Annotated in this window: 21 protein-coding genes; 1 reads left to right on the forward strand and 20 read right to left on the reverse strand. The window is 72.3% G+C overall.

All coding sequences use genetic code 11. The features are described from left to right. Positions 1-125 precede the first annotated feature (125 nt). The 7 genes from ACZ56B_RS21920 to ACZ56B_RS21950 form a co-directional block, all read right to left on the reverse strand. Positions 126-1,493 carry an AI-2E family transporter gene (locus tag ACZ56B_RS21920; RefSeq protein ID WP_468793081.1) on the reverse strand — a complete coding sequence of 456 codons (1,368 nt, stop codon included), beginning with the start codon at positions 1,491-1,493 and terminating at the stop codon, positions 126-128. A gap of 158 nt (positions 1,494-1,651) precedes the next feature. Further along, entirely contained in the window at positions 1,652-2,362 is a 711-nt protein-coding gene (locus tag ACZ56B_RS21925; protein WP_468793084.1) for an aggregation-promoting factor C-terminal-like domain-containing protein, read from the reverse strand. A 418-nt stretch (positions 2,363-2,780) separates the two neighbouring features. Next, the gene (locus tag ACZ56B_RS21930) at positions 2,781-4,106 is read right to left on the reverse strand and encodes a PhoH family protein (protein WP_468793087.1); all 1,326 of its coding nucleotides are present in this window, start codon (positions 4,104-4,106) and stop codon (positions 2,781-2,783) included. A gap of 337 nt (positions 4,107-4,443) precedes the next feature. Next, a complete protein-coding gene (locus ACZ56B_RS21935; protein ID WP_468793090.1) occupies positions 4,444-5,217 on the reverse strand; it encodes an isoprenyl transferase in 774 nt (257 codons plus the stop codon). A gap of 1,045 nt (positions 5,218-6,262) precedes the next feature. After that, positions 6,263-7,066, reverse strand: a complete 804-nt coding sequence (locus tag ACZ56B_RS21940) for a methyltransferase domain-containing protein (RefSeq protein WP_468793093.1) — start codon at positions 7,064-7,066, stop codon at positions 6,263-6,265. 41 nt (positions 7,067-7,107) lie between these two features. Beyond that, positions 7,108-7,983, reverse strand: a complete 876-nt coding sequence (locus ACZ56B_RS21945; protein ID WP_468793096.1) for an LLM class flavin-dependent oxidoreductase — start codon at positions 7,981-7,983, stop codon at positions 7,108-7,110. 107 nt (positions 7,984-8,090) lie between these two features. Continuing rightward, a complete protein-coding gene (locus tag ACZ56B_RS21950) occupies positions 8,091-8,300 on the reverse strand; it encodes a DUF4287 domain-containing protein (protein ID WP_468793099.1) in 210 nt (69 codons plus the stop codon). Positions 8,301-9,049: 749 nt separating this feature from the next. Between ACZ56B_RS21950 and ACZ56B_RS21955 the strand changes: the two genes are divergently transcribed. Next, positions 9,050-9,424 (forward strand): DUF192 domain-containing protein, encoded by a 375-nt coding sequence (locus ACZ56B_RS21955; RefSeq protein WP_468793102.1) that lies wholly within the window; start codon positions 9,050-9,052, stop codon positions 9,422-9,424. Between the two features lie 189 nt (positions 9,425-9,613). On the opposite strand, the gene ACZ56B_RS21960 is transcribed toward ACZ56B_RS21955, so the two are convergent. The 13 genes from ACZ56B_RS21960 to cpaB form a co-directional block, all read right to left on the reverse strand. Continuing rightward, the gene (locus tag ACZ56B_RS21960; RefSeq protein ID WP_468793105.1) at positions 9,614-10,228 is read right to left on the reverse strand and encodes an OmpA family protein; all 615 of its coding nucleotides are present in this window, start codon (positions 10,226-10,228) and stop codon (positions 9,614-9,616) included. 8 nt (positions 10,229-10,236) lie between these two features. Continuing rightward, positions 10,237-10,818 carry a hypothetical protein gene (locus ACZ56B_RS21965; protein ID WP_468793108.1) on the reverse strand — a complete coding sequence of 194 codons (582 nt, stop codon included), beginning with the start codon at positions 10,816-10,818 and terminating at the stop codon, positions 10,237-10,239. A 34-nt stretch (positions 10,819-10,852) separates the two neighbouring features. Beyond that, complete coding sequence (locus ACZ56B_RS21970; RefSeq protein ID WP_468793111.1) at positions 10,853-11,452, reverse strand: pilus assembly protein TadG-related protein; 600 nt, start codon at positions 11,450-11,452, stop codon at positions 10,853-10,855. Then, positions 11,452-11,649, reverse strand: coding sequence for a hypothetical protein (locus ACZ56B_RS21975; protein ID WP_468793114.1), 198 nt, complete (start codon positions 11,647-11,649; stop codon positions 11,452-11,454). Before ACZ56B_RS21975 ends, ACZ56B_RS21970 begins: the two co-directional genes overlap by 1 nt. Positions 11,650-11,809: 160 nt before the next feature. Further along, positions 11,810-12,697, reverse strand: coding sequence for a response regulator (locus ACZ56B_RS21980; RefSeq protein ID WP_468793117.1), 888 nt, complete (start codon positions 12,695-12,697; stop codon positions 11,810-11,812). A 56-nt stretch (positions 12,698-12,753) separates the two neighbouring features. Then, positions 12,754-14,394, reverse strand: a complete 1,641-nt coding sequence (locus ACZ56B_RS21985) for a histidine kinase (protein WP_468793120.1) — start codon at positions 14,392-14,394, stop codon at positions 12,754-12,756. A gap of 18 nt (positions 14,395-14,412) precedes the next feature. Beyond that, a complete protein-coding gene (locus ACZ56B_RS21990) occupies positions 14,413-15,300 on the reverse strand; it encodes a DUF5936 domain-containing protein (protein WP_468793123.1) in 888 nt (295 codons plus the stop codon). Positions 15,301-15,338: 38 nt separating this feature from the next. Next, entirely contained in the window at positions 15,339-16,283 is a 945-nt protein-coding gene (locus ACZ56B_RS21995) for a type II secretion system F family protein (RefSeq protein ID WP_468793126.1), read from the reverse strand. A gap of 11 nt (positions 16,284-16,294) precedes the next feature. Beyond that, the gene (locus ACZ56B_RS22000; RefSeq protein ID WP_468793129.1) at positions 16,295-17,632 is read right to left on the reverse strand and encodes a CpaF family protein; all 1,338 of its coding nucleotides are present in this window, start codon (positions 17,630-17,632) and stop codon (positions 16,295-16,297) included. A gap of 113 nt (positions 17,633-17,745) precedes the next feature. Then, complete coding sequence (locus ACZ56B_RS22005) at positions 17,746-18,168, reverse strand: TadE/TadG family type IV pilus assembly protein (protein ID WP_468793132.1); 423 nt, start codon at positions 18,166-18,168, stop codon at positions 17,746-17,748. Position 18,169: 1 nt separating this feature from the next. After that, positions 18,170-18,496, reverse strand: a complete 327-nt coding sequence (locus ACZ56B_RS22010; RefSeq protein ID WP_468793235.1) for a pilus assembly protein — start codon at positions 18,494-18,496, stop codon at positions 18,170-18,172. 101 nt (positions 18,497-18,597) lie between these two features. Beyond that, positions 18,598-19,851: an AAA family ATPase gene (locus tag ACZ56B_RS22015; RefSeq protein WP_468793135.1), complete on the reverse strand. Its 1,254-nt coding sequence runs from the start codon at positions 19,849-19,851 to the stop codon at positions 18,598-18,600. A 9-nt stretch (positions 19,852-19,860) separates the two neighbouring features. Continuing rightward, complete coding sequence (gene cpaB, locus ACZ56B_RS22020; protein WP_468793138.1) at positions 19,861-20,568, reverse strand: Flp pilus assembly protein CpaB; 708 nt, start codon at positions 20,566-20,568, stop codon at positions 19,861-19,863. Positions 20,569-20,683: the final 115 nt, after the last annotated feature.

Consider the following 20,683-nt stretch of genomic DNA (forward strand, 5'->3'; position numbering starts at 1 on the left):
GCCCCGAGCCGCGCCGCTCCCTCGGCCTCGTCCCCCCTCCCCAGTTGCCGGATGGTGGCCCTGTCGTGGGTGGCGCGCTGGGGCGGCCGGGGACCCGGCGCCCGGCGCGCCGCGGCGGGTTCCCGCTACGGGTCGCGCGTGTCCCCCGGCCGCTCCCCCTCCCCCGGAGCCGGCGGCCTCGTGCCGGCGGAGGCCGCCGCCTCGGCCTGTGCCGAGGACAGGGCCGTCACGCCCCGGGGCCTGACGGCCTGTTGCACGGCCACCTCCTGGGAGTAGGCGCGCAGGTAGACCGCGACGGTGTTGATCACCGCGACCAGCGGCACGGCGACCACCGCGCCGCCGATGCCGGCCACCATGCCGCCCGTGGTGACCGCCAGCACCACCGCGAGCGGGTGGACCCGCACCGCGCGGCCCAGGATGAACGGCTGGAGGATGTGCCCCTCGATCTGCTGCACCGCCAGGACCACCACCAGCGTCATGACGCCCGTGAACACGCCCTGCGTGACGAGGGCGACGACCACCGCCAGCGCTCCGGAGACCACCGCGCCGACGAGCGGGATGAAGGAGAACAGGAAGATGAAGACGGCGAGCGGCACCGCCATCGGCACGTCGAGGAAGTAGATGCCGAGGCCGATGAAGATCGCGTCGATCAGGGCCACCACCACCGTGCCGCGCACGTACGCCGTGAGCGTCCGCCACGCGGCCGGACCCGCGCCCGCGACACCCGGACGGGCCACGGCCGGGACGAGCTTGAGCGACCACTCCCAGATGCGCCTGCCGTCGTAGAGCAGGAACAGGGTCGAGAAGGCCGCCAGCAGGATGCCGGTGAGCGCCTCGACGACGACCGTCACGCCCTCCAGGCCCGCCGAGGTGATCTGCTCGGTGTTGGCGCCGACCGCCTCCCGCAGGTTCCCGGCGATCTCGTTGATCTGCTTGTCGGTGACGTGGAAGGGGCTGTTGAGCAGCCAGTTGCGCAGCTCGTCGATGCCGTCCTGGATCTGGTCGGAGAGGTGGTCGATGTTCTCCATGACCTGCCAGGTCACGAACCAGCCGATGAGGCCGATCACGACGAACCCGAACAGGGCCGTCAGCGCGGTGGCCGGCCCGCGCGGCACCCCGAGCCGGCACAGCCGTGCCACCGTCGGCTGCAGCAGCGCCGTGATCAGCAGCGCGGCCGCGAACGCCAGCACCACCAGTTGGACGGCGCTGATGACCCGCATGAGCACCCAGACGGTGCCGGCCAGTACCAGCAGCCGCCAGCCGGCCTCGGCCGCGACCCGCACCCCCCAGGGCACGGCCTGCGCCGGGTCGGGCCGGGGCTGGACGAGGGAGGCGTGGTCGGCCGGCAGCACGAGTCCGGGGGCGGCCCCCCGTGCGGCCTCCTCGTCCTCCCGGCCGCCCCGCTGCGCCTCGGCACGGCGCTGCTCCAACCGCTTGCCCGCCTCGGTCAGTCGGGCTCCCATCCGGCCGAGCCACCCTGGCACTCGCGACATGTCCCGTCCTCTTCCCCCGTCGCTCCCCACCACTCCCCCTGGAGTCGTCGGTCAGACGGTACATGGCGAAAGCCCCGCACCGTGGAACGGTGCGGGGCTGCGCCGGGACCGGATGCCGGCCGGAGGCCGTGAGCCGGGGCCGGATGGCTCCCCGGGCTCTAGTACCAGTGGTTGGCCTGCCAGAACGACCACGCGCCGCAGGGGCTGCCGTAGCGCTCGTTCATGTAGCCCAGGCCCCACTTGATCTGGGTGGCCGGGTTGGTCCGCCAGTCGGCGCCGGCGGAGGCCATCTTGGAACCCGGGAGCGCCTGGACCAGGCCGTAGGCGCCGGAGGAGGGGTTGACGGCGAGGTAGTTCCAGGTGGACTCGCGCTGCACGATGCTGCTGAAGCACTGGAACTGGTCGCCGGGGATCATCTGGCGCGCGATCGCCTGGACCTCGGCGACCGTGTACGAGCTCTGGACGGCGATCTCGGAGGCGTCGCGGGTCGCGGAGCGGCTGGCGGCGGCCTTGGCCTCGGCCTGCTCGCGCTCCTGCGCCTCCTTCTGCGCCCTCGCCTTCTTCTCGGCGGCTTCCTTCTTGGCGATGGCGGTTTCGGCGGCGGCCCTGCGGGCGGCCTCCTCCGCGTCCTTCTTGGCGCTCGTGTCCGCGGCGATGGCCATCGTCTCGGCCTGCTGCGCCAGGGACGCGGTCTGCACCTGGGCCTGCTGGCCCGCGGGGATGTCCGCGAGCAGCGTGGTGCCGCTTGCCGTCGCTTCGGCGTCGTTGTTCTGCGCGACGCTGCCCGAGGCAACGCCGACGACGCTTCCGACAGCGGTGACCGCGGTGGCGGAGGCCACTGCGAATCCCCGGACCGACATCCGGCTCACACGGTTTCCTTCCAGCATCGCCCGCTTCGGTGACCCTCGCGGACGCAATCGTGCCCCTGGCACTGGCCTCCCCAACTACGGGCCACGGGAGGCACGGGCCCGGTGGGCAACTCCCGCGAGGGAGTGCCGCGTGGTGCTCGGGCGGCATACGGCGACGCTATGGAGTTGGAAGCGGTGCCTCTGTGGTGCCCTACCGCTGGGGGTAAGGCTGTGCCGTATGCGGGGCCTGACAGGAGTGAGACTCTGCCGTAATACGACGGGGCAAGGCAATTCCCCGTCGCGTGTGAAAGCTCACATGTCGTTTGACCCCGGGGATTCCAGGAAAGCCCCACGCACGCCGACACCGCCCGGCTAGGCTCTACGACCTTTCCGGGCGGCGCCAACTACCTTCAGAACAGCCCTTGTTGGGGCGCGCGGGTCAGACTTGTCCGTCTTCGAGCATTTCGGTCACCAGGGCGGCGATCCGGGACCTCTCGGACCGCGTCAGGGTGACGTGCGCGAAGAGCGGGTGCCCCTTCAGCTTCTCGACGACGGCGACCACACCGTCGTACCGGCCGACCCTCAGATTGTCCCGCTGGGCGACGTCATGGGTCAGCACGACCCGCGAATTGGCCCCGATCCGGGACAGAACGGTCAGCAGGACGTTCCGTTCCAGTGACTGCGCCTCGTCCACGATCACGAACGCGTCGTGCAGCGAGCGGCCCCGGATGTGCGTCAGCGGCAGGACCTCCAGCATGCCGCGCGCGGTGACCTCCTCGATGACCTCGCGGCTGGTCACCGCCGACAGGGTGTCGAAGACGGCCTGCGCCCACGGGCCCATCTTCTCCGCCTCGGTGCCGGGCAGGTAGCCGAGTTCCTGCCCGCCCACCGCGTACAGCGGCCGGAAGACCATGATCTTCTCGTGCTGCCGGCTCTCCAGCACCGCCTCGAGCCCCGCGCACAGCGCCAGCGCCGACTTGCCGGTGCCGGCCCGGCCGCCCAGGGACACGATCCCGACCTCCGGGTCGAGCAGCAGGTCGAGCGCGATCCGCTGCTCGGCGCTGCGCCCCTTGACGCCGAACGCCTCCCGGTCGCCGCGCACCAGACGGACGTCCCCCTCGGCGGTGACCCGCCCCAGCGCCTTGCCGCGCTCCGACTGGATGGTCAGTCCGGTGTGCACGGGCAGGTGGGAGGCCTCGGGCACGTACGCGCGCCCTTCCTCGAAGAGGACGTCCACCTGCTCCCCGGACAGGGTCAGTTCGGACATCCCGGTCCAGCCGGAGGCGTCCGTGATGGCGAGCTCCGCGCGGTACTCCTCGGCGAGGAGACCGACGGAGGACGCCTTGATCCTGAGCGGGAGGTCCTTCGACACGACGGTGACGTCGAATCCCTCGGCCTGCAGGTTGCGGGCGACCGCGAGGATGCGGGAGTCGTTGTCCCCCAGGCGGTAGCCGCTGGGCAGCACGCTGGGGTCCGAGTGGTTCAGCTCGACCCGCACGGTCCCGCCGAGGTCCCCGGTGGGGATGGGGGCGTCGAGGCGGCCGTACCGCATCCGGTAGTCGTCCAGCAGGCGCAGCGCCTGACGGGCGAAGTAGCCGAGTTCGGGATGGTTCCGCTTGGCCTCCAGCTCCGTCACCACGACGACGGGGAGCACGACCTCGTGCTCGTCGAAGCGGCTCAGGGCGTTGGGATCGGCCAGCAGGACGCTGGTGTCGAGAACATAGGTGCGCCGGTCTGGCTTGGGGCGCTTTGCGCTGGTCACCACGGAAGGACGTACCCCCTCGGATGAGGTCGGGGAGCGACGAGGCGGAGCTGGGCCGGTCCACGGCCCCCATGCACCGCGGGCCGAAAACCGGCCCTCCGCTGCTTCTTCCGTGCCGAGAGCGCACGGTCGGGCTGGTGCAAAGGGCCTCCCGGGCAGGCGGCTCCCGTGCCGCCCGCTGAGATCCGACACCCGTGGTTCGGGTGTCGACCTGCCTGGGTTATGCCCTCGAACGAGCGCCGCCATGCCACGGCATATGACGGCACCTCGGTGAACTCCGTGTGACCTCCGGCCCGTGCCGGGGTGTCCGGCCTGCCCGGATGCCGCCGTGCGGCGCCGTTCAGCCGCCGTAGCGCCGGTGGCGGGCGGCGTAGTCGCGCAGTGCGCGCAGGAAGTCGACCTTGCGGAAGGCCGGCCAGAAGACCTCGCAGAAGTAGTACTCCGAATGGGCGGTCTGCCAGAGCATGAATCCGGACAGCCGCTGCTCCCCGCTGGTGCGGATGACGAGGTCGGGGTCGGGCTGGGCGCGGGTGTAGAGGTGACGTCCGATCATGTCGACGTCGACGGCCTCGGCGAGCTCCTCCATCGAGACGCCCCTCTCCTGGGCGTCGAGCAGCATGGACCGCACCGCGTCGGCGATCTCCTGGCGGCCGCCGTACCCGATGGCGACGTTGACCACTATCCCGTCGATGTGCGCGGTGGCCTCCTCGGCCTCCTTCAGGGTGGTCTGCATCCCGGAGGGCAGCAGGTCGGGCGTCCCGACGTGGTGCACCCGCCAGCGCCCGTCGGCGGCGAGGGTGCGGACCACGTCCTCGATGATGCCGAGCAGCGGGACGAGCTCCTCCCTCGGCCGGTCGAAGTTGTCCGTCGACAGCAGCCAGAGGGTGACGACCTCGACGTCCGTCTCGGCGCACCAGCCGAGGAACTCCCCGATCTTGTCCGCACCGGCCCGATGGCCGTGGACGGTGCTGGAGCCCGCGGCCTTCGCCCAACGGCGGTTGCCGTCCATGATGACGCCGATGTGCTTGGGCACCTGAGCGGTGTCCAGGTGGCCTTCCACCCGGCGCGCGTACAGCCTGACCAGCAGGCCGCGCAGCTTGTCGCGCAGGTTCACGTGATCGTCAGCCCCTCCGTGCGGATCGGACAGGGGCGGCACTCGCCGCGGTCCGCGGCGCACGGCCCGGCTTCGGCCGCGGGCGAACCCTGTCCGTGTGGCAGTCCCCGGGGGCGAAGCCTACTCCTGCCGGGGCGGGGGCCCCCAAGCCCCCGGGTGGTCCGTCCGTCAGATGTGCCGGGGCGGTGCGGCGTTCGCACGGTGCCGCCGGAACCGGTCGCCCGCGCCGCCCCGGAAGCGGCGGAACAGGCGGAACCGGCGGAACCGGCGGCGACACCGACCGGGACGGTGAGCGGCGTCCCGGGTCCGGCCGTCGTGCGGGCCACCACCCGGGCGGCCCCCGCGGCCGCGGGTCCGGCCCGGGGCCGGACCCGGCCGCGGCACGGGGCGCCGGACGCCGGTCCGCCGTCTCCCGGCCTCCGGCGTTCGCCGTGTCCCGGCTCCCGGCTCCCGGCGTCGGGCCGGGCAGGAAAGCCGGGCAAGAAAAACGGGCCGGTCCGTGGGGGGGAGACGGACCGGCCCGAGGGGGGGGTTTCCACCATAACCCTTCGTAAGTGATGCTGCGTGCATCGGCGTGCCACAACTACTCTCCGGAACCGGTCGGCAACGCCTCGACGCCCGCGGAGGCCACGGTTCGGACCGTTCTCATGGCCTGAATGCAGCGTTATCCTGCCGAAAAGCGAAGGGTGTGGGGCTGCTGTGCCGGATGAGGCGCCGAAGGGCCCGCATCGCGACAACTCTTCCGGCGGTCCCCCCGACGGGTGACGCGGCGAGGAACGTCCGCTTGACCCGGCGCGCGGCGCGGGCGGGGCGGGAACGGAGACGGAGGGCGGAGGCGGGTGGCGCCGCACGGCCCCCTCCGACGCACGGCACCACCCGTGAAGGTTTGCTTACGCGAATTACCTTGGTCTGAACCTACCCGATGCCGAGTCCCGAAGGCGAGCCGCCCCGGTAACGATGCGGAAACTCCGGCCTCACCCGGGAGGGGAGCGGGCGGGAGCGAACAGGAGCGGGCCGGAGGGTGGACGGGCGGGCCGCCCCGTCGTCACCGCCCCGGCCGGCCGGGGCCGGGCTTGCGGGCCTCGATCAGGTGCCGGGTGCTGTGCGCCACGAACGCCCCCTCCCGCTCGATCCGCCGGTGCAGGGCGCGCAGCTGCGGCAGACACCCCTCGACGGTGAAGCCCGGGACGATCCAGACCACCTTGCGCAGGAAGTGGACGACGGCGGCGATGTCGTGGAACTCCATGCGGAGCCGTTCGGCACGCAGGTCGACGACCTCCAGCCCGGCGTCCTCGGCGCGGCGCCGCTCGCGGTCGGGGTGCCGGGCGTCGTGCCGCCCGTCCGGCCGCGGCCTGAGGAAGCACTCGGTGAGTTCGCGGACGCTGCCCGGCCCGACGTGCTGGGCGAAGTAGGTGCCCCCGGCCTCCAGCACCCGGGCGATCTCGTCCCAGGGTGTCCGGACGGGATGCCTGCTGACGACGAGGTCGAAGGTCCCGTCGGCGAAGGGCAGCGGCGCTTCCTCGGACGAGGCGACGACGGCCACGCCGCGGGGCCGGAGCAGGGCGGTGGCCCTGGCGACGTTGGGCGGCCACCCCTCGGTGGCGACGGTGAGCGGGGGCCGCCGGGACGCCTCGGCGAGGGCGAAGTCCAGCACCTCGCCGCCCCCGGTCTGGACGTCGAGCGCGGCGCCTGCCCGGGCCAGCCGCCCGGCCATCGACACGGCGTACCCCCAGGAGGGCCTGGCCTCGGTGGCCCGGCCCTCGAACCAGGAGAAGTCCCATCCCTCGGTGGGGACGGAGGCGCCCTCCGCGACGAGGTCCTCGAAGGAACGGGCCCGCTTGTCCGTCATGGCCCGATGATGCAGGACAGGGCCGCCCCCTGTCGGCCGGATCACGGGACCAGCGGCCGCACGTCCTCCGCCACGAACCGCACGAAGCCCTCGGGGTCCGGCTCGTCGCCGGTCGGCTGGAGGACGACCGAGTCGGCCCCGGCCCCGGCCAGCCGCCGCACCGCCTCGGCGACGGCGTCCGCGTCCCCGGCGACCCCGAGGTCCGGGTCCCCGCCCGCTCCCTCGGCGACCAGCTCGGCACGCAGCCGCTCGCCGGCGCCGGGTCCCGTGGCGGCGAGCAGGTAGACGACGACCTTGTGCGGCCCGGTGCCGCGTCCGGCCGCGACGCGCCCCTCCTCGATGAGCCGGCGTGCGCGCCGGACGCCCTCCGGTGAGGTGGCGGCGGTGAGGACGGTGCCGTCGGCGGCCTCGCCGGTGAGCCGCACGGTCCGCGGGCCGGTGGCCCCCGCGAGCACCTCCACCGCGCGCTCCGGCGGCCAGTCGAGGGCGACGTCGTCGAGGGTGACGTACCGCCCGCGGGTCGTGACGCGCTCGCCCCGCAGCAGGTCCCGCAGCGCGAGGAGGTGCTCCCGCAGCAGGGTGACCGGTGACTCGACCCTCGCCCCCACCTGCCCCATCCAGTCCTGCACCCCGTGCCCGACGCCGAGCATCGCGCGTCCGGGGAACATGCGGTGCAGGGTGGCGGCCTCCATCGCGGTGACGGCGACGTTCCGCAGGGGCACGGGCAGCAGCCCGACCCCGACCCGCACCCGCTCGGTCCACGCGAGCGCGGCGGCGGCGGTCGAGATCCCGCCCTCCCGGAAGCAGTCCTCCCACAGCCAGAGTTCGTCGAGCCCCGTCTCGTCCGCGAGCCGGGCGACGGAACGGAGGCGTTCGGGGGCGAGCTGGGGACGGAAGACTGCGCCGAGTGTGGTCATGGCGGAGGTCCTACCCGGCAGGGGGCGGACCGGTAACCACGTCGCGCCACGTCGCACCACGTCGGCAACTGACGGCCGGAACGGCACGGCCGGTCACGGCGGACGGCCTACCGGCCGCGGGTCTCCGCGAGGGTGTGGGCGACGAGGGCGTTGGCATGGCCGTGGCCCAGTCCGTGTTCGGTCTTGAGCCAGGTGACGAGTTCCATGTGCTTGGTCAGGGGTGAGGGGCGGAGGAAGTCCTTCCATTCCGCTGTCGGGCGGCCGTACTTCTCCTCGATGGAGGGGAAGTAGCCGGCAGGGCCCTTGGAGGTGGTCATGCCGGTGGTGTCCCGTCTGTCGGTGTCCGGTGCCAGGGGTTCGGTCGCCGGCGTTCGCTTGCCGGTGCTCGGTGTGCCCGGACTGTCGGACGCGCCCTGCGCCGGTCGGGCCGCGGGGCGGTGCTGTCACGGGGTGGGACCGGTGGGGGCGGATCGGCTCATCGCCCACCGAGCGTGTTCCACGTCACATTTCAGCCCCGGTCCGTGGGTTCCGTGAGCGGACGGCCACCGACCAGGGCGGTCGTGATCCCAGGGGCGTCGCCGTCGGACTGGTCGAGGGAGAGGCCGAACCACCGGGGGCTACCGACGGGCCGCCGGACCGTACGGGCCCCATACCGTCAGGTCGCCGTAGCAGTGCCGGGCCGCCAGGGCGCGGAAGGGCTCGGGGAGGGGTTCGGGCGGGATTCGCCCGTTCGGCCGCGGTGCAGGGGACACGCGTGCTCAGCGTGCGGTGAGGGCTCCGGCGGCCCAGTTCCGTGACGAACGCGGCCAGGTTCGCCTCGGCCGCCGCCTCCGCGTCGCCCCACCGGGCGCCGCACACGCCCGTGAGGGCCTCGCTCTCTCCTCCGTCTTCCGGAAAACGTGGACAACTCGGCCCTCACTGTCATCGTCCCGCTCGTTTGAGCGCTGGAACGACACTCACCCGTCCCCTGTTCACGCTTTTCAGCACTACAGGCCGGCCCGGCGGGGATACGTTCGGTCCGGTCGGCCGACTGCGGGTCGGCTGTGCGGTGGCGGAGGGGGCGACTGTGGCGCGCTGGCGGGACGGGCGGGGAGAACTGACCGTGCGGGGAGGGGACGGAGAACCACCCGTGCGCGTCCCGCTGGAGATCGCCGCCTCCTACCGGGCCCGCGCCAGGGGACTGCTGGGACGTGACTCCCTCGACGGGGCGCTGCTGCTCTCGCCCGCCAACAGCGTGCACACCTTCCGCATGCGCATGCCCATCGACGTCGCCTACCTCGACCGCCGCCTCACCGTCGTCGCCGTGCGGACCATGCCGCCGGGACGGCTCGGGCTGCCCCGGGTGCGGGCCCGGCACGTACTCGAGGCTGAGGCCGGGGCGATGGAGGGGTGGGGACTGCGGGCCGGAGTGCGGGTCGAGGTGGCGCGGGAGCGGGCCTGACGGGCCGCGTCCCCTACGGTTCCCCGTCCGTGTACACGCGCGCCCCCTCCCTGGGCAGCACCGCCCACGGGCAGTCCACCGCAGGGAGCGACGGCGAGTACGACGCCCCGCTCACCGACAGCGGAGAGGCCCTGCGCGTCCTCATCCCGGAGATCAGGGCGGGCAAGGCCGGTCACCTGCGTGTAGCCGTCAACCCTCCCCGCGCGGGAAGGAGATCTCGACCCGGCGGTTCTTCTTGCGGCCGGCTTCCGTGGAGTTGTCGGCGATCGGGTACTGCTCGCCGTAGCCACGCACCTCGTAGGTGACGTCGGAGTCGTTCAGCTCCTGCTCCAGGACGCCGTGCACGGCGTTCGCGCGCTGCCGGGACAGGACGTCGCCGTGCGCCGAGGAGCCGAGGTTGTCCGTGAAGCCGAAGACGCGGATCCTCGTCGCGTTCTGGGCCTTGATCTCCTCCGCGATGGCGCCGATCCGGGCTTTGGCCTGCGCGCTGAGCTTCGCGCTGTCCTTGCCGAACAGCACCTCGGCCTGGAGCGCGAACTTCACGTCCGAGTTGGTGTCCTCACGGCGTTCGTCGCCGCTCTGCTCCTCGACGACCGTTTTGATGTCGAGGACTTTGGCAGCGGCGAGGGTCGCCCCTTCTGGAAGCTTGAGGTCGGGGTCGTTGCCATCCACCTCTACCGGCGCGGAGACTGTCGTCTCGGTGCCCGGAGGGACACTAGGGCCATCATCGGCGTAGGCCGCTCCGGAGCCGATGACCATGAGAGCGGCGATACTCCCGGCGAGAATCACGCGCGTACGAGTCATCCTCTGCCTCACCCGGAAATCTCAATAGTGGCGCTCGGGAAGGTCGGCAGCTGGAAGCTGACTTCTGATGCGCTGGCGGGCGGAGCCGGGAACTGCATAAAGACCGGGACGGTTTCTCCAGGCTTTACAATTCCCAGATCCGTGGTGGTCAGAGGGCGTCCATCGGTATCACGGAGCACGTAGTAACGTTTCTTACTCTGCGAGTCCACCAAAGTGGCTCCGCCGAGCGTCCTACCGTGCTTGATGATTTCTGTCTCGTTCCCCCTGAGCACCGCTGGCACGGTGATCCTTTTCGCACCTTCGTTCTTAAGCTCGCCGTTAACCGTCAGAAAACCTCCGGCGTCACGCTCAGCAGAAGTAAGCCTCAAGAGCAGACCATCCTGCCCCCTCAATTCCGCCAGCGGCTCATCGGACTGACCTTCCTGAGCACTCGGACCAGATTCGCCATCCTTGGACGCGGAAGCCGAAGCCTTCGGCTTCTTGTCGTCGTCACTTCCTCCGCCGCAACCGACCACTCCGAAGGCCAATCCGGCCGCAACGGTCAGCGCGACCACCTCCCTGCGGGTCTTCGTTGTGAACCGAATGCTCATACCTCTGTCTTCCTTGTCACTCGTCGTTCGCTTGTCAGTCGGCCAAATGGACATCGAACAGTTCTTCAGGCTGCGGGAGCAGTTCCTCAGGATCCTTCGGATCCAACTCCCACTTTTTGCCCTCGCAGGTGAGCAGAGGCAATACGTCCTCCCCCGCGCCCTCCCCCAGAAGTTCAAAGGTGCAGCGAGGTTCGATCACAGCGGTGGCGGTCTCCTTGGACTTCTTCGTCTCCGTGCCAGGCACAATGGAGTCGCCCACCGTATCGTTCGTCTCAACTTCAACCGTGTAGCCCAGCAACCCGTCAAGTTCGCACGTCAGTACGGTCGCGTCGTTTTGTGCCGCGAGTTGATCCGCCCGCCAGCACGAAGCATCGATTCCATCCGCAGCACCATCGAAAATGGCCTTCCACTTGGCCGGATCCAAGAGGTTCTGCACCCACGCACCCGTAAGCTGATCCCGCCGGTCCTGAGCCGCTGCCAGAGCGGCCGCATCGGCAGCCGTCTGCGCGTCGTTTCGATTCGCCGCGGCCTGGCCCACCGCAAAGTACGCGAACGCGAGGAAGAGCAGACCCCCCACCACCGTGATGTAGATGGGGAAGGCCTGCCCTGCGTCGCCGTACTTACGGGGCCGCATCAACCACCGGTGACATTCGCGATCTGCTCTGTGATCGCGTCGTAGATCGACGCGCCAATGTCCGTCCCCGTGATCGCCAGGACGATCGCCACGACCACCGCGATGATGCCCAGGTACTCCACCGCCGTCTGGCCCTTGTCGTTGCGGGCGGCTCGGGACTGGAGGTACGCGACCGTCGTGTTGATCCAGTTGCTCATGGTGTTCCCCTCCGGCTGACGCGGTGGCGGCTTCCTTCGCGGTGCCGCCGTCGACCTGAGCACCGTAGGAGTGGGCACCCCGTCCGCCAGAGGGCCCCAGGGCCCAAAGCCGGGCCCAATCGCGGACCCGGTTCCTCTTCTCCCCCACCGTCACCGCAGGTCACCCCACTCCCCGGCCGGAACCCGGTGCCGTGCCGAGCCACTTCGCGGCGGCCTCGGAGCGGCTGGTGCTGTGGAGCTTGGCGAAGATGCGGTTGATGTGGTTCTTGACCGTCTTCTCGCTGATGAAGCACGTGGCGGCGATCTGCTGGTTGTTCATGCCGGACGCGATGAGGTCCATGATCTCCGCCTCCCTCGTGCTCAGCTGGAACCTCGACCTGTCGGGGACGGCCGGACGGCCACCCGTCCACCCAGACGACGACTGTGCCATACCCGGTTGCAGTTGCGAAAGGTTTTCTGCAGAAGTAGGCGAGGACGAGGGGGGAGGGAGGCTTGAACCCGCCAAGTTCCGTTTAGCAGTCCGGTGAGTTGTGTGCGCGTCACCTAACCCGTCCGGCAGGGCCCGCCCCGTACCGGACCCTTGGCGAAGTTGCTCCAGCAATGCTCCCGCCGCTGTGGAGGTGAAGTGGGCCCTGCCCTCCTTGACGTCCCGCACCGCCGCCACCAGCTGGTCCGCCGTGAACTCGCCGTGGACCAGGTAGCCGCCCGCCCCCCTGCGCAGCGCCTCCTGGACGACCTCCGACTCCCTGCTGTACGTCAGCATCACGACCGGGGCGATCCGCACCAGGTGGGGCAGCGCGGAGATGCCGTCCACGCCCGGCATGCGGACGTCGAGGAGGATGACGTGGGGGCGGTGGGTGCGGGCCGCCTCGTAGGCCTCCCTGCCGTCCGCCGCCTCCGCCACGACCGTGATGTCCCCGCGGCCGGAGAGCAGGGCGGTCAGGCCGGCGCGGACCACCGGGTTGTCGTCGGCGACCACGACCCGGAGCGCGGCGGGCGGGGGGACCTTCTGGAAGGGGTTCGGCGGCGGCTGCGTGGGACTCTGCATGGGGCTGCCTCCTCTCCGGGGACGGGATGGGGGGACGCGTACCGACCGGCTGCTGCTCATGGGGCCGCCTCCGGAGGGCCGGGTGCCGCCGGAGGGCCGGGTGCCGTCAGGGCCGCCAGGGGGAGTTCCAGCCGGACCTCCGTGCCCCGCGCGTGCGGGCCGCGGCCGATGCGGATGCGGGCGCCGACGGAGGTCGCCCGCTCGACCATGCCGAGCAGGCCGAAGTGGCCGGCGCGGCGGAGTTGTTCGAGGTTCGTGCCGGGCGGGAGGCCGCGGCCGTCGTCGTGGACGCTGATGCGGAGCAGGTCGCCGTGGACGCCCGCGCGGACGTCGATCCGGGTCGGGGCGGCGTGGCGGTGGGCGTTCTCCATGGCCTCCGAGGCGATGGAGAGGAGCTGGCGGGCCACCGCCGGGGGGACGGGGGGAAGCGCGTGGCCGCCGGTCGGGCGGCAGGTCGCCGGCAGACCGGTGCGGGTGCCGAAGTCGCGGGTGCGGTCCGCCAGTTCGGCCAGGACGTCCGTGCCCTGGTCCGGGTCGGTCTCGCGGCGCAGGTCGGTGAGGAGTTCGCGGGATTCCGCCGCCGCGCGGCGGGCCGAGCGGGCGACGAGTTCCGCCTGCTGCCTCACCAGGGCCGGGTCCACGCGCGGGGCGCCCGCCGTGGCCGCCAGGCCGTCGGCCGCCAGGGCGACCCCGTGCAGGGTCTTCGCCACCGAGTCGTGCATCTCGCGGGCCAGGCGGGCGCGTTCCGCGTCGACCGCCTCGGTGACGGCCAGGCGGGCCCGGACCGCCGTCAGGGCCCGGGTCGCCGCGCCGAAGCGGAGCATCAGGTTGCGCAGGCTGGAGCCGACCGCGCCCGCGACCACGCAGAGGCCGGGCAGGAGCAGCGTCTGGGCCGGTCCCTCGTGCGGGCCCTCCACGGTCGCGTAGACCAGCAGCAGGATCAGGCCCTGGAGGGAGGCGAAGACGGCCGCGCCGCGCCAGCCGTAGACCAGGCCCGCCAGGAGCGGGGTGCAGACGCTGACGTAGGCGAGGGTGGTGTCCGGGCCCGCGGAGACGAGGAGCAGGGCGCCGAAGAGGGTGTCCCCGGCGAGGAGCGTGGGGTGGCGCAGGAGGAGGGGGCCGAAGCGTTCCCAGTCCCGGAAGAGGACGTAGGACGCCATGAAGGTGACCACGACCGCGCTGCCGACCAGGCGGGTGCCCCACCCGGGGCTGGCGTTGAGGAGGGCCGCGGGGGCGGCGAGCGCGATCATCGCCAGCCGGAAGCCGAACACCTGCCGGCACAGGGCCTGGAGGGCGTTGACCTGGATGTCGACGTCCGGTGCGGATGCGGGTGCGGATGCGGGTACGGGTGCGGGTGCGGGCTGTGGGGGGCGCGTCCGGGCTTCGGCCGGGTGCGGTCTCCCGCCCGCGCCACCGGCCGTGCGGTTCCCGTCGCCGGGCGCGGGCGGCCCCTGCGGGGGCCGGGCGCCGTCGGGCCCCGTCCCCCGGCCGGGTGGCGGCGCCGGCGTCGCCGAGGGCACCGCTGTCACCGATGCCGCCGACGTCACCGGGGTGTCCGTCGCGCCCGGCCGGGCGCGGTCGGGCAGGACCGCGCCCGCCCTCGGGGCGGTGTCCCCGGGGTCCCGGCGGCGTCGGCGGAGCGACCCCGTGCGGCCTCCCGCACGGCCGCCCGCGGTGCGTTGCCCGGTCGTCGTCATGGCGCCCTGCCCCTCGTCCTACTCGCCCGTGATCGAGCCGAAGTCGGTGCCGGAGCCGAGGATCAGGCCGGCGCCGAGGAGGATCATGGTGGCCGGGACCATGAACGTGGTGATCATCATGGTGGCCTTGGGGACCGCCCGGGCGGCCTTGCGGCGGGCGTTCTGGGCGTCCGTGCGGCGCATGTCCTTGGCCAGGGACACCAGGGTGTCGACGATCGGGGCGCCGAGTTCCTCGCCCTGCTGGAGCGCGGTGACGAACATGGCGACCTGCTCCGAGTCGTTCCTCCGCCGGAGTTCCGCGAAGGCCTGGCGGCGGCTCATGCCCAGGTCCATCTGGCGCAGCGTGATGCGCAGTTCGTCCGCCCACGGGCCCTCGTACCTCGACGCCACGCGGTCCAGGGCCTGGCGGAAGCCGAGCCCCGCGCTCACCACGACCGCGAGCACGTCCAGGAAGTCCGGCAGCGTCCGCTCGATCACGTCCCTGCGGACGCGGATCGCCGACCAGATGCCGACCTCCGTCCAGAACGCCCCGAAGGCGAGCAGCAGCAGCGCCACGAAGAACTGGCCGCGCAGGAGGAAGACCAGGAAGCCGACGCCGCCGAGGGTGCCGTAGACCGCGCGGCGGGCGGCGTAGCGGTCGAGGGTGAGGCCGCCGGGGTTGCCCGCGAGGTCGATCCTGCGGCGGTACCTGGCGACCTGCTGGGGGCCCATGAGGCGCAGCACGGCGGGGGCGTAGCGCATGCCGAGGCGGTCGACCAGGGAGTCGACCGCGCCGGTGCGGGTGGCGCCGACCTCCAGGGCGAGGGCGAGGTCGCCGGGGAGCTTGGCCTCGGCCCGGTACATGCGGAGGCCGACGAAGACGCCCCAGACGCCGAGGCCCATCAGCAGGGCGAGCAGAAGTCCCATGGTCCCTTGATCCCTTCCTCCTCCGCCGGTCCGGCCGCTCAGACGTCGATGCGGGACAGGCGGCGGATGAGGACGAAGCCGACGGCGTAGAGGCCGAAGGCGACGATCACCGCGGCCTGGCCGGCCGGGGAACCGGTCATGCGTTCCAGGGCACCGTCCTTCACCCCGTTCATCAGCAGGAGCGAGCCGACGCCCAGGACGGGGACGGCGTACGAGGTCATGCTCACCTGGGAGAGCTGGGTGCGGACCTCCCGGCGGGTCTCCTTGCGCTCCTCCAGCGTCTCCGTCAGGTTGCGCAGGGCGCTCACCACCTGGCCGCCCGCCCGGTTGGACAGGACCAGTGTGGTGACCAGGACGACCAGTTCCCGGGAGGGGAGGCGGTCGGCGAGTTCGCCCAGCGCGTCGTCCATCGACGCGCCCATCGCCAGCTGGTTGGCCACCTTGGACAGCTCCTCGCCCGCCGGGGCCTCCAGCTCCTCCGCCGCCATGCCGATGGCCGTGCGGAGCGCCAGTCCGGCCTGGGTGGCGTTGGCCAGGATGCGGGCCAGTTCGGGGAGTTGGTTGATGAACTTCTCGATGCGCTTCTGGCGCTGCCAGGTGAGGAACTGCAGGGCCGCCCAGATGCCGAGCAGTCCGGCGATGGGGCCGAAGAAGGGGGCGAGGGCCGCCTGGCCGACGAGCCAGAGCCCGGCGACCGTGGCGAGCATGGCGGCGAAGAACTCCCCCGGGGTGACGTCCAGGCCGGTGGCCGCCAGGCGCAGCTCCAGCTTCCGGCCGAACCCGGTCCGTCGCAGCCGGCGGTCCAGGGCGGGGAAGTGGCGCCGGCGCCCGGCGACCGGGATCTGCCCGGTGGCCGACAGCCGGTCCACCAGCGCCTGCCGCTGCGCCCTGCCGGTGGCGTAGGAGTGCACGCCGACGACCGCGAGGACGCAGGCCAGCAGCGTGATGCCGGTGGTCAGCGTGATCAGGTGCTGCAGATCCATGGGGACGGTTCCTACCTGGCTTCTCGGGTGGCGAGCTGGTCGGCGGACTGGGCGATGCCGAAGGCCTGGGGAACGGGCTGGCCCGCCATGTAGAGGCGGTCGGCGGTGCGGCGCGGGAGGGGGTGATGCGCGAAGGTGCCGTGGACGCGGCCGTCGGCGGTCATCGGCTGCGCCCGGAAGCGGGCGACCGTGGCCAGCCGGTACGGTTCGCCGCCGTGGCTCTCCAGCAGGGCGATCTCGGTGATGCGGCGGGCGCCGTCGGCGAAGCGGGTGAGCTGGACGATCACGTCGACGGCGCTGTTGATCTGGTCGTGCAGCGCGACGAAGGGGATCTCGACGTCGGACATGGAGGCGAGGGTCTGCAGGCGCGTCAGCGCGTCCTCGGCGCTGTTGGCGTGGACGGTGGCGAGGGAGCCGTCGTGACCGGTCGACATCGCCTGGAGCATGTCCAGCGACTCGCCGCCGCGGACCTCGCCGACGACGATGCGGTCGGGGCGCATGCGCAGGGAGTTGCGCACCAGGTCGCGGATGGTGACCCGGCCCTTGCCCTCGACGTTGGGCGGGCGGGACTCCAGGCGGATGACGTGCGGCTGCTGGAGCTGCAGTTCGGCGGAGTCCTCGATGGTGATGATGCGTTCGCCCGCGGGGATCAGGCCGGAGAGGGCGTTGAGCAGGGTCGTCTTCCCGGTGCCCGTCGCGCCCGAGACGATGACGTTGAACCGCGCCTGCACCAGCCCGGCCAGCAGGTACAGCATGGGCTCGTCGAGCGAGCCGAGGCCGATGAGTTCGTGGAGGGTGAAGGAGCGGGGGAAGCGGCGGATGGTGAGGGTGGCGCCGGTCAGGGACAGCGGCGGGATGATGACGTTGACGCGCTCGCCGGAGGGCAGGCGGGCGTCGACCATCGGGTTGGACTCGTCCACGCGGCGGTTGACGGTGGAGACGATGCGCTCGATCGTCTGCATGAGCTGGTCGTGGGAGGCGAACCGCATCGGGAGCTGCTCCACCCGGCCGCCGCGCTCCACGAAGATCGCGTCGGGGCCGTTGACCATGATCTCCGTGATGGAGGCGTCCTCCAGCAACGGCTCCAGGATGCCGAGGCCCAGCGCCTCGTCGACGACCCGGCGGATCAGCTGGGAGCGCTCCACGGTCGACAGGACCGGGCCCTCGCGGCTGATGATGTGGCCGAGGACGCGTTCCAGTCTGGCCCGGCGCTCGGCGGCGGCCAGCGAACTCATCTCCGCGAGGTCGATCTCCTCGAGGAGCTTGGCGCGGTAGGAGGCGACCAGGTGGCCGTCCTCCCCCCGGCCACCCGTCTCCTCGGGTGAGTTGATGCGTGCCCGCAGGCTCATGAGTCCGGTGCTCCTCGTTCCTCGGTCCTCGGTCCTCTTCGGTCCTCTTCGGTCCTCTTCGACCTTCTTCGGGGTTCCTCGGTGTTCCTGTCTTCCTCGGCCCTCGTGCGCGGTCAGTGGTCGAGCGGCATCGTGGCGGTCCTGCGCGCGGGGCCGAAGTTCCAGCCCGGCACGACCGAGGGGATGTCGACCGTGGCGGTGACGGTGACCTCGTCGCCTCCTTCCGCCGTCCCGCAGGAGGTGCCGCCGGCCAGCCAGTCGCTGACGGCGGCGGCACAGGCCGGCCCGGCGCCCCGGTCGAGCGAGGCGCTGCGCGCGCCGGCGCGGGCCGCGGTGCCGGCCTGCTGGGCGGTGTAGGCGATCAGCCCGAGCTGGACGGCCGCCATGGCGACGACGATCAGGACGGGGATGAAGCCCAGGTACTCGAGGGCGGCCTGTCCACGGTCCCGGTCCCGGTCCCGGCGCCCGCGGGACCCGCGGTTCCGGCACGCGCGGTCGTGCGGCTCGCGGCCGGGGCGCTCGCGGTCGTGCGACATGTCAGTCCACCTCCTCCACCGCGCCGGCCTCGCCCTTCACCTCGAAGGGGAAGTTCGCCGTGCCGGGGAAGAGGACGGGCACGTTCAGCCGCACCTCGGCCGTGACGTAGCCGCCCGCCGTCGCGCAGTTCACCGTCGCGGCCCCCTCCCACGCGTCGGGCAGCTTGTCCAGCCCGGCCTCCCGGCAGGCGCCCTGGCGGGCGCCCGGCGTCGCCGCCGTGCCCGCCCGCACCGCCTCGTCCGCAGCATTCCCCGCGAGCGTGAACGTGTATCCCACCAGCACGAGCTGCCACAGCACGACCAGCGTCACGAGGATCGTCGGCGTCATGCCGAGGAACTCGACGGTGACCTGGCCCCGGTCGCGGTCGCGTGCGGACGGTACGGGTGACGCGGCCCGCGTCCTCGTGCCCCTCGTCTCCCCCACCTCCCTCACCCCCCCGAGTCCTTGCGCCGCCGGAAGCCCACCGCTCCCCGGTCGCCGCGCAGCCGGCCCGCCCTGTGGGCGCCCTCGGCGGCCCTGACCAGGCCGAGTTCACCGGCCAGGCCCCACAGGGCCTGCTTGACCGCGCTCTTGCCCTCCAGTTCGTGGACGCGGCCCGCGTCCACGACCGCCTGCAGTTCCTTGAAGCCGGCCGGGACCGCGGTCGCCGCGACCGCCGTGCCGGTGATCCGCCGGATGAGCGGGGGCTGGATCTCCGTGGCCCGGGTGTGGCGGTTGACCACCACCGTGGTCTCCTCCGCCTTGCGGATCTGCAGCCGGTCCCACATCCGCACCGCCCGCTTGGCGCCCCGTACGGCGATCACGTCCGGGGTGGTGACCAGCAGGGCGGTGTCGGCCATCTCGACCGCCGCCGCGCCGGCCCCGGAGAGCTGGGCGCCGCAGTCGATGACGACGACCTCGTAGCGGGAGCGCAGGGCGCTGACGACCTGGCGGGCGGCGCGGTCGGTGACGTCCTCGCCGCGTTCGCCCTCGGCGGGGGCGAGCAGCAGTGCCAGGCCGGTGTCGTGCCGGAAGACCGCGTCGGCCAGGACGCGCGGGGAGATGTCGTTGATCGCGGCGAGGTCGACGACGGACCGGCGGAACTGGACGTCCAGGTAGGAGGCGACGTCGCCGGTCTGGAGGTCCATGTCGACGAGGGCGGTGGCGCGTCCGGACGCCTGGGCGGCGAGGGCGAGCTGGACGGCCGTCAGGGTGGTGCCCACGCCGCCCTTGGCCCCGCTGACCGTGACGACCGTGCCGCCGGCGCCGGTGAAGACGTCGCCGCCCGCACCGAGGTGGCGGCGCACCCCGGCCGACCACTGGGCGACGGCCTGGACGCGGCTGGCGAGTTCCTCGTAGCCCAGCGGCAGGGCGACCAGTCCGCGGGCGCCGTAGTCCATGGCGGCCTGGAAGAGTCCGGGGCTCGCGTCGGAGGTGACGAGGATGACGCCGACGGCCGGGAAGCGCAGGGCGACCTCGCGGATCAGCTCCAGGGCGGGGACGGGACCGATCCGCTCGTGCACGACCACGACCTCGGGCAGCTCGTCGACGGACTCGGCGGCCAGGCGCGCGAGGGTGTCCACGAGCTGGGTGGAGTCGGCCACCGGGGTCACCGGCTCGGCGTCCGGGAGTTGGCTGAGCAGTGTGGTGAGGGACCGGACCGCGTCCGCGTCGCCGACTGCCGGGAGGATCCTCGTGGGCATGCGGGCCTCTCACTTGTCCTTCGCGAGTTCGTACGTCCGCTGCGAGTCGGGGACGGCGGTGTCGCCGCCGGGCGCCACCAGCGCGAGGCGGACCCGCTGGGCGAACGACTCGGCGTAGGTGATGCGCTGGGCGTCGATGGTGGACAGCGCGAAGGTGATCGGGACGGCGTCGGTGGGCCGCCGGCCGCGGTCGTTCTCGTCGGGTTCGAGGGCGGTGAGCCGGCCCACGTCCAGCACCTTGGCGTTCGTCACGATGATCTTGGACTGGGCGGCGGCGCCCTCGCGCTCCCCCTCGAAGGTCGCGTAGACGTTGACCGTCGAGCCCGGGGTGATCTTGCCGGCGACGCCGGTCGCCGCGTCGATCATGATGGCGACCTCCTGCTGCCCGGGCTGCAGGGCGGGCTGGTCCACGACCATGTCGCTCTGCAGCAGGGAGCCTTCGCGCAGGGTGGTCACGGCGATCTTGCCCCGGATCTCGCGCAGATCGGTGACCGCGTTCTCGGACAGCCACCGCTCGGGCATCGAGATCTTCTCGAACTGCCCCGCACCGAGGGCGGTGTAGGGCGCCACGTCCGTCTTCAGCCGGTACGCGGTGACCTCGGGGCCCACCTTGGACTTCACGTCGTTGACGACGGACAGCACGCCGGCGAACGCGCCGAGGGCGCACAGGACCGACAGGAGCAGGAGTATCACGCCGCGGCGCTGACGGGAGTTCATGAACCGTGCAACCTCATCGGGGGATCGGTCGAGCGGGATCGGGCGGACGGGGCCGGGTGCGGTGGGCGGCGGGCCGGACGGGCGGCGCGGGACGGGTCCGGGGGCCCGGGGCGGC

The organism is Streptomyces sp. NPDC034670, from assembly GCF_055574875.1.

Coding starts and splice junctions, on each gene's coding strand:
- ACZ56B_RS21920 (WP_468793081.1), bottom strand. CDS start 1,493: ATGTCGCGAGTGCCAGGGTGGCTCGGCCGGATGGGAGCCCGACTGACC.
- ACZ56B_RS21940 (WP_468793093.1), bottom strand. CDS start 7,066: ATGACGGACAAGCGGGCCCGTTCCTTCGAGGACCTCGTCGCGGAGGGC.
- ACZ56B_RS21945 (WP_468793096.1), bottom strand. CDS start 7,983: ATGACCACACTCGGCGCAGTCTTCCGTCCCCAGCTCGCCCCCGAACGC.
- ACZ56B_RS21950 (WP_468793099.1), bottom strand. CDS start 8,300: ATGACCACCTCCAAGGGCCCTGCCGGCTACTTCCCCTCCATCGAGGAG.
- ACZ56B_RS21960 (WP_468793105.1), bottom strand. CDS start 10,228: ATGACTCGTACGCGCGTGATTCTCGCCGGGAGTATCGCCGCTCTCATG.
- ACZ56B_RS21965 (WP_468793108.1), bottom strand. CDS start 10,818: ATGAGCATTCGGTTCACAACGAAGACCCGCAGGGAGGTGGTCGCGCTG.
- ACZ56B_RS21970 (WP_468793111.1), bottom strand. CDS start 11,452: ATGCGGCCCCGTAAGTACGGCGACGCAGGGCAGGCCTTCCCCATCTAC.
- ACZ56B_RS21975 (WP_468793114.1), bottom strand. CDS start 11,649: ATGAGCAACTGGATCAACACGACGGTCGCGTACCTCCAGTCCCGAGCC.
- ACZ56B_RS21980 (WP_468793117.1), bottom strand. CDS start 12,697: ATGCAGAGTCCCACGCAGCCGCCGCCGAACCCCTTCCAGAAGGTCCCC.
- ACZ56B_RS21985 (WP_468793120.1), bottom strand. CDS start 14,394: ATGACGACGACCGGGCAACGCACCGCGGGCGGCCGTGCGGGAGGCCGC.
- ACZ56B_RS21990 (WP_468793123.1), bottom strand. CDS start 15,300: ATGGGACTTCTGCTCGCCCTGCTGATGGGCCTCGGCGTCTGGGGCGTC.
- ACZ56B_RS21995 (WP_468793126.1), bottom strand. CDS start 16,283: ATGGATCTGCAGCACCTGATCACGCTGACCACCGGCATCACGCTGCTG.
- ACZ56B_RS22000 (WP_468793129.1), bottom strand. CDS start 17,632: ATGAGCCTGCGGGCACGCATCAACTCACCCGAGGAGACGGGTGGCCGG.
- ACZ56B_RS22005 (WP_468793132.1), bottom strand. CDS start 18,168: ATGTCGCACGACCGCGAGCGCCCCGGCCGCGAGCCGCACGACCGCGCG.
- ACZ56B_RS22010 (WP_468793235.1), bottom strand. CDS start 18,496: ATGACGCCGACGATCCTCGTGACGCTGGTCGTGCTGTGGCAGCTCGTG.
- ACZ56B_RS22015 (WP_468793135.1), bottom strand. CDS start 19,851: ATGCCCACGAGGATCCTCCCGGCAGTCGGCGACGCGGACGCGGTCCGG.
- cpaB (WP_468793138.1), bottom strand. CDS start 20,568: ATGAACTCCCGTCAGCGCCGCGGCGTGATACTCCTGCTCCTGTCGGTC.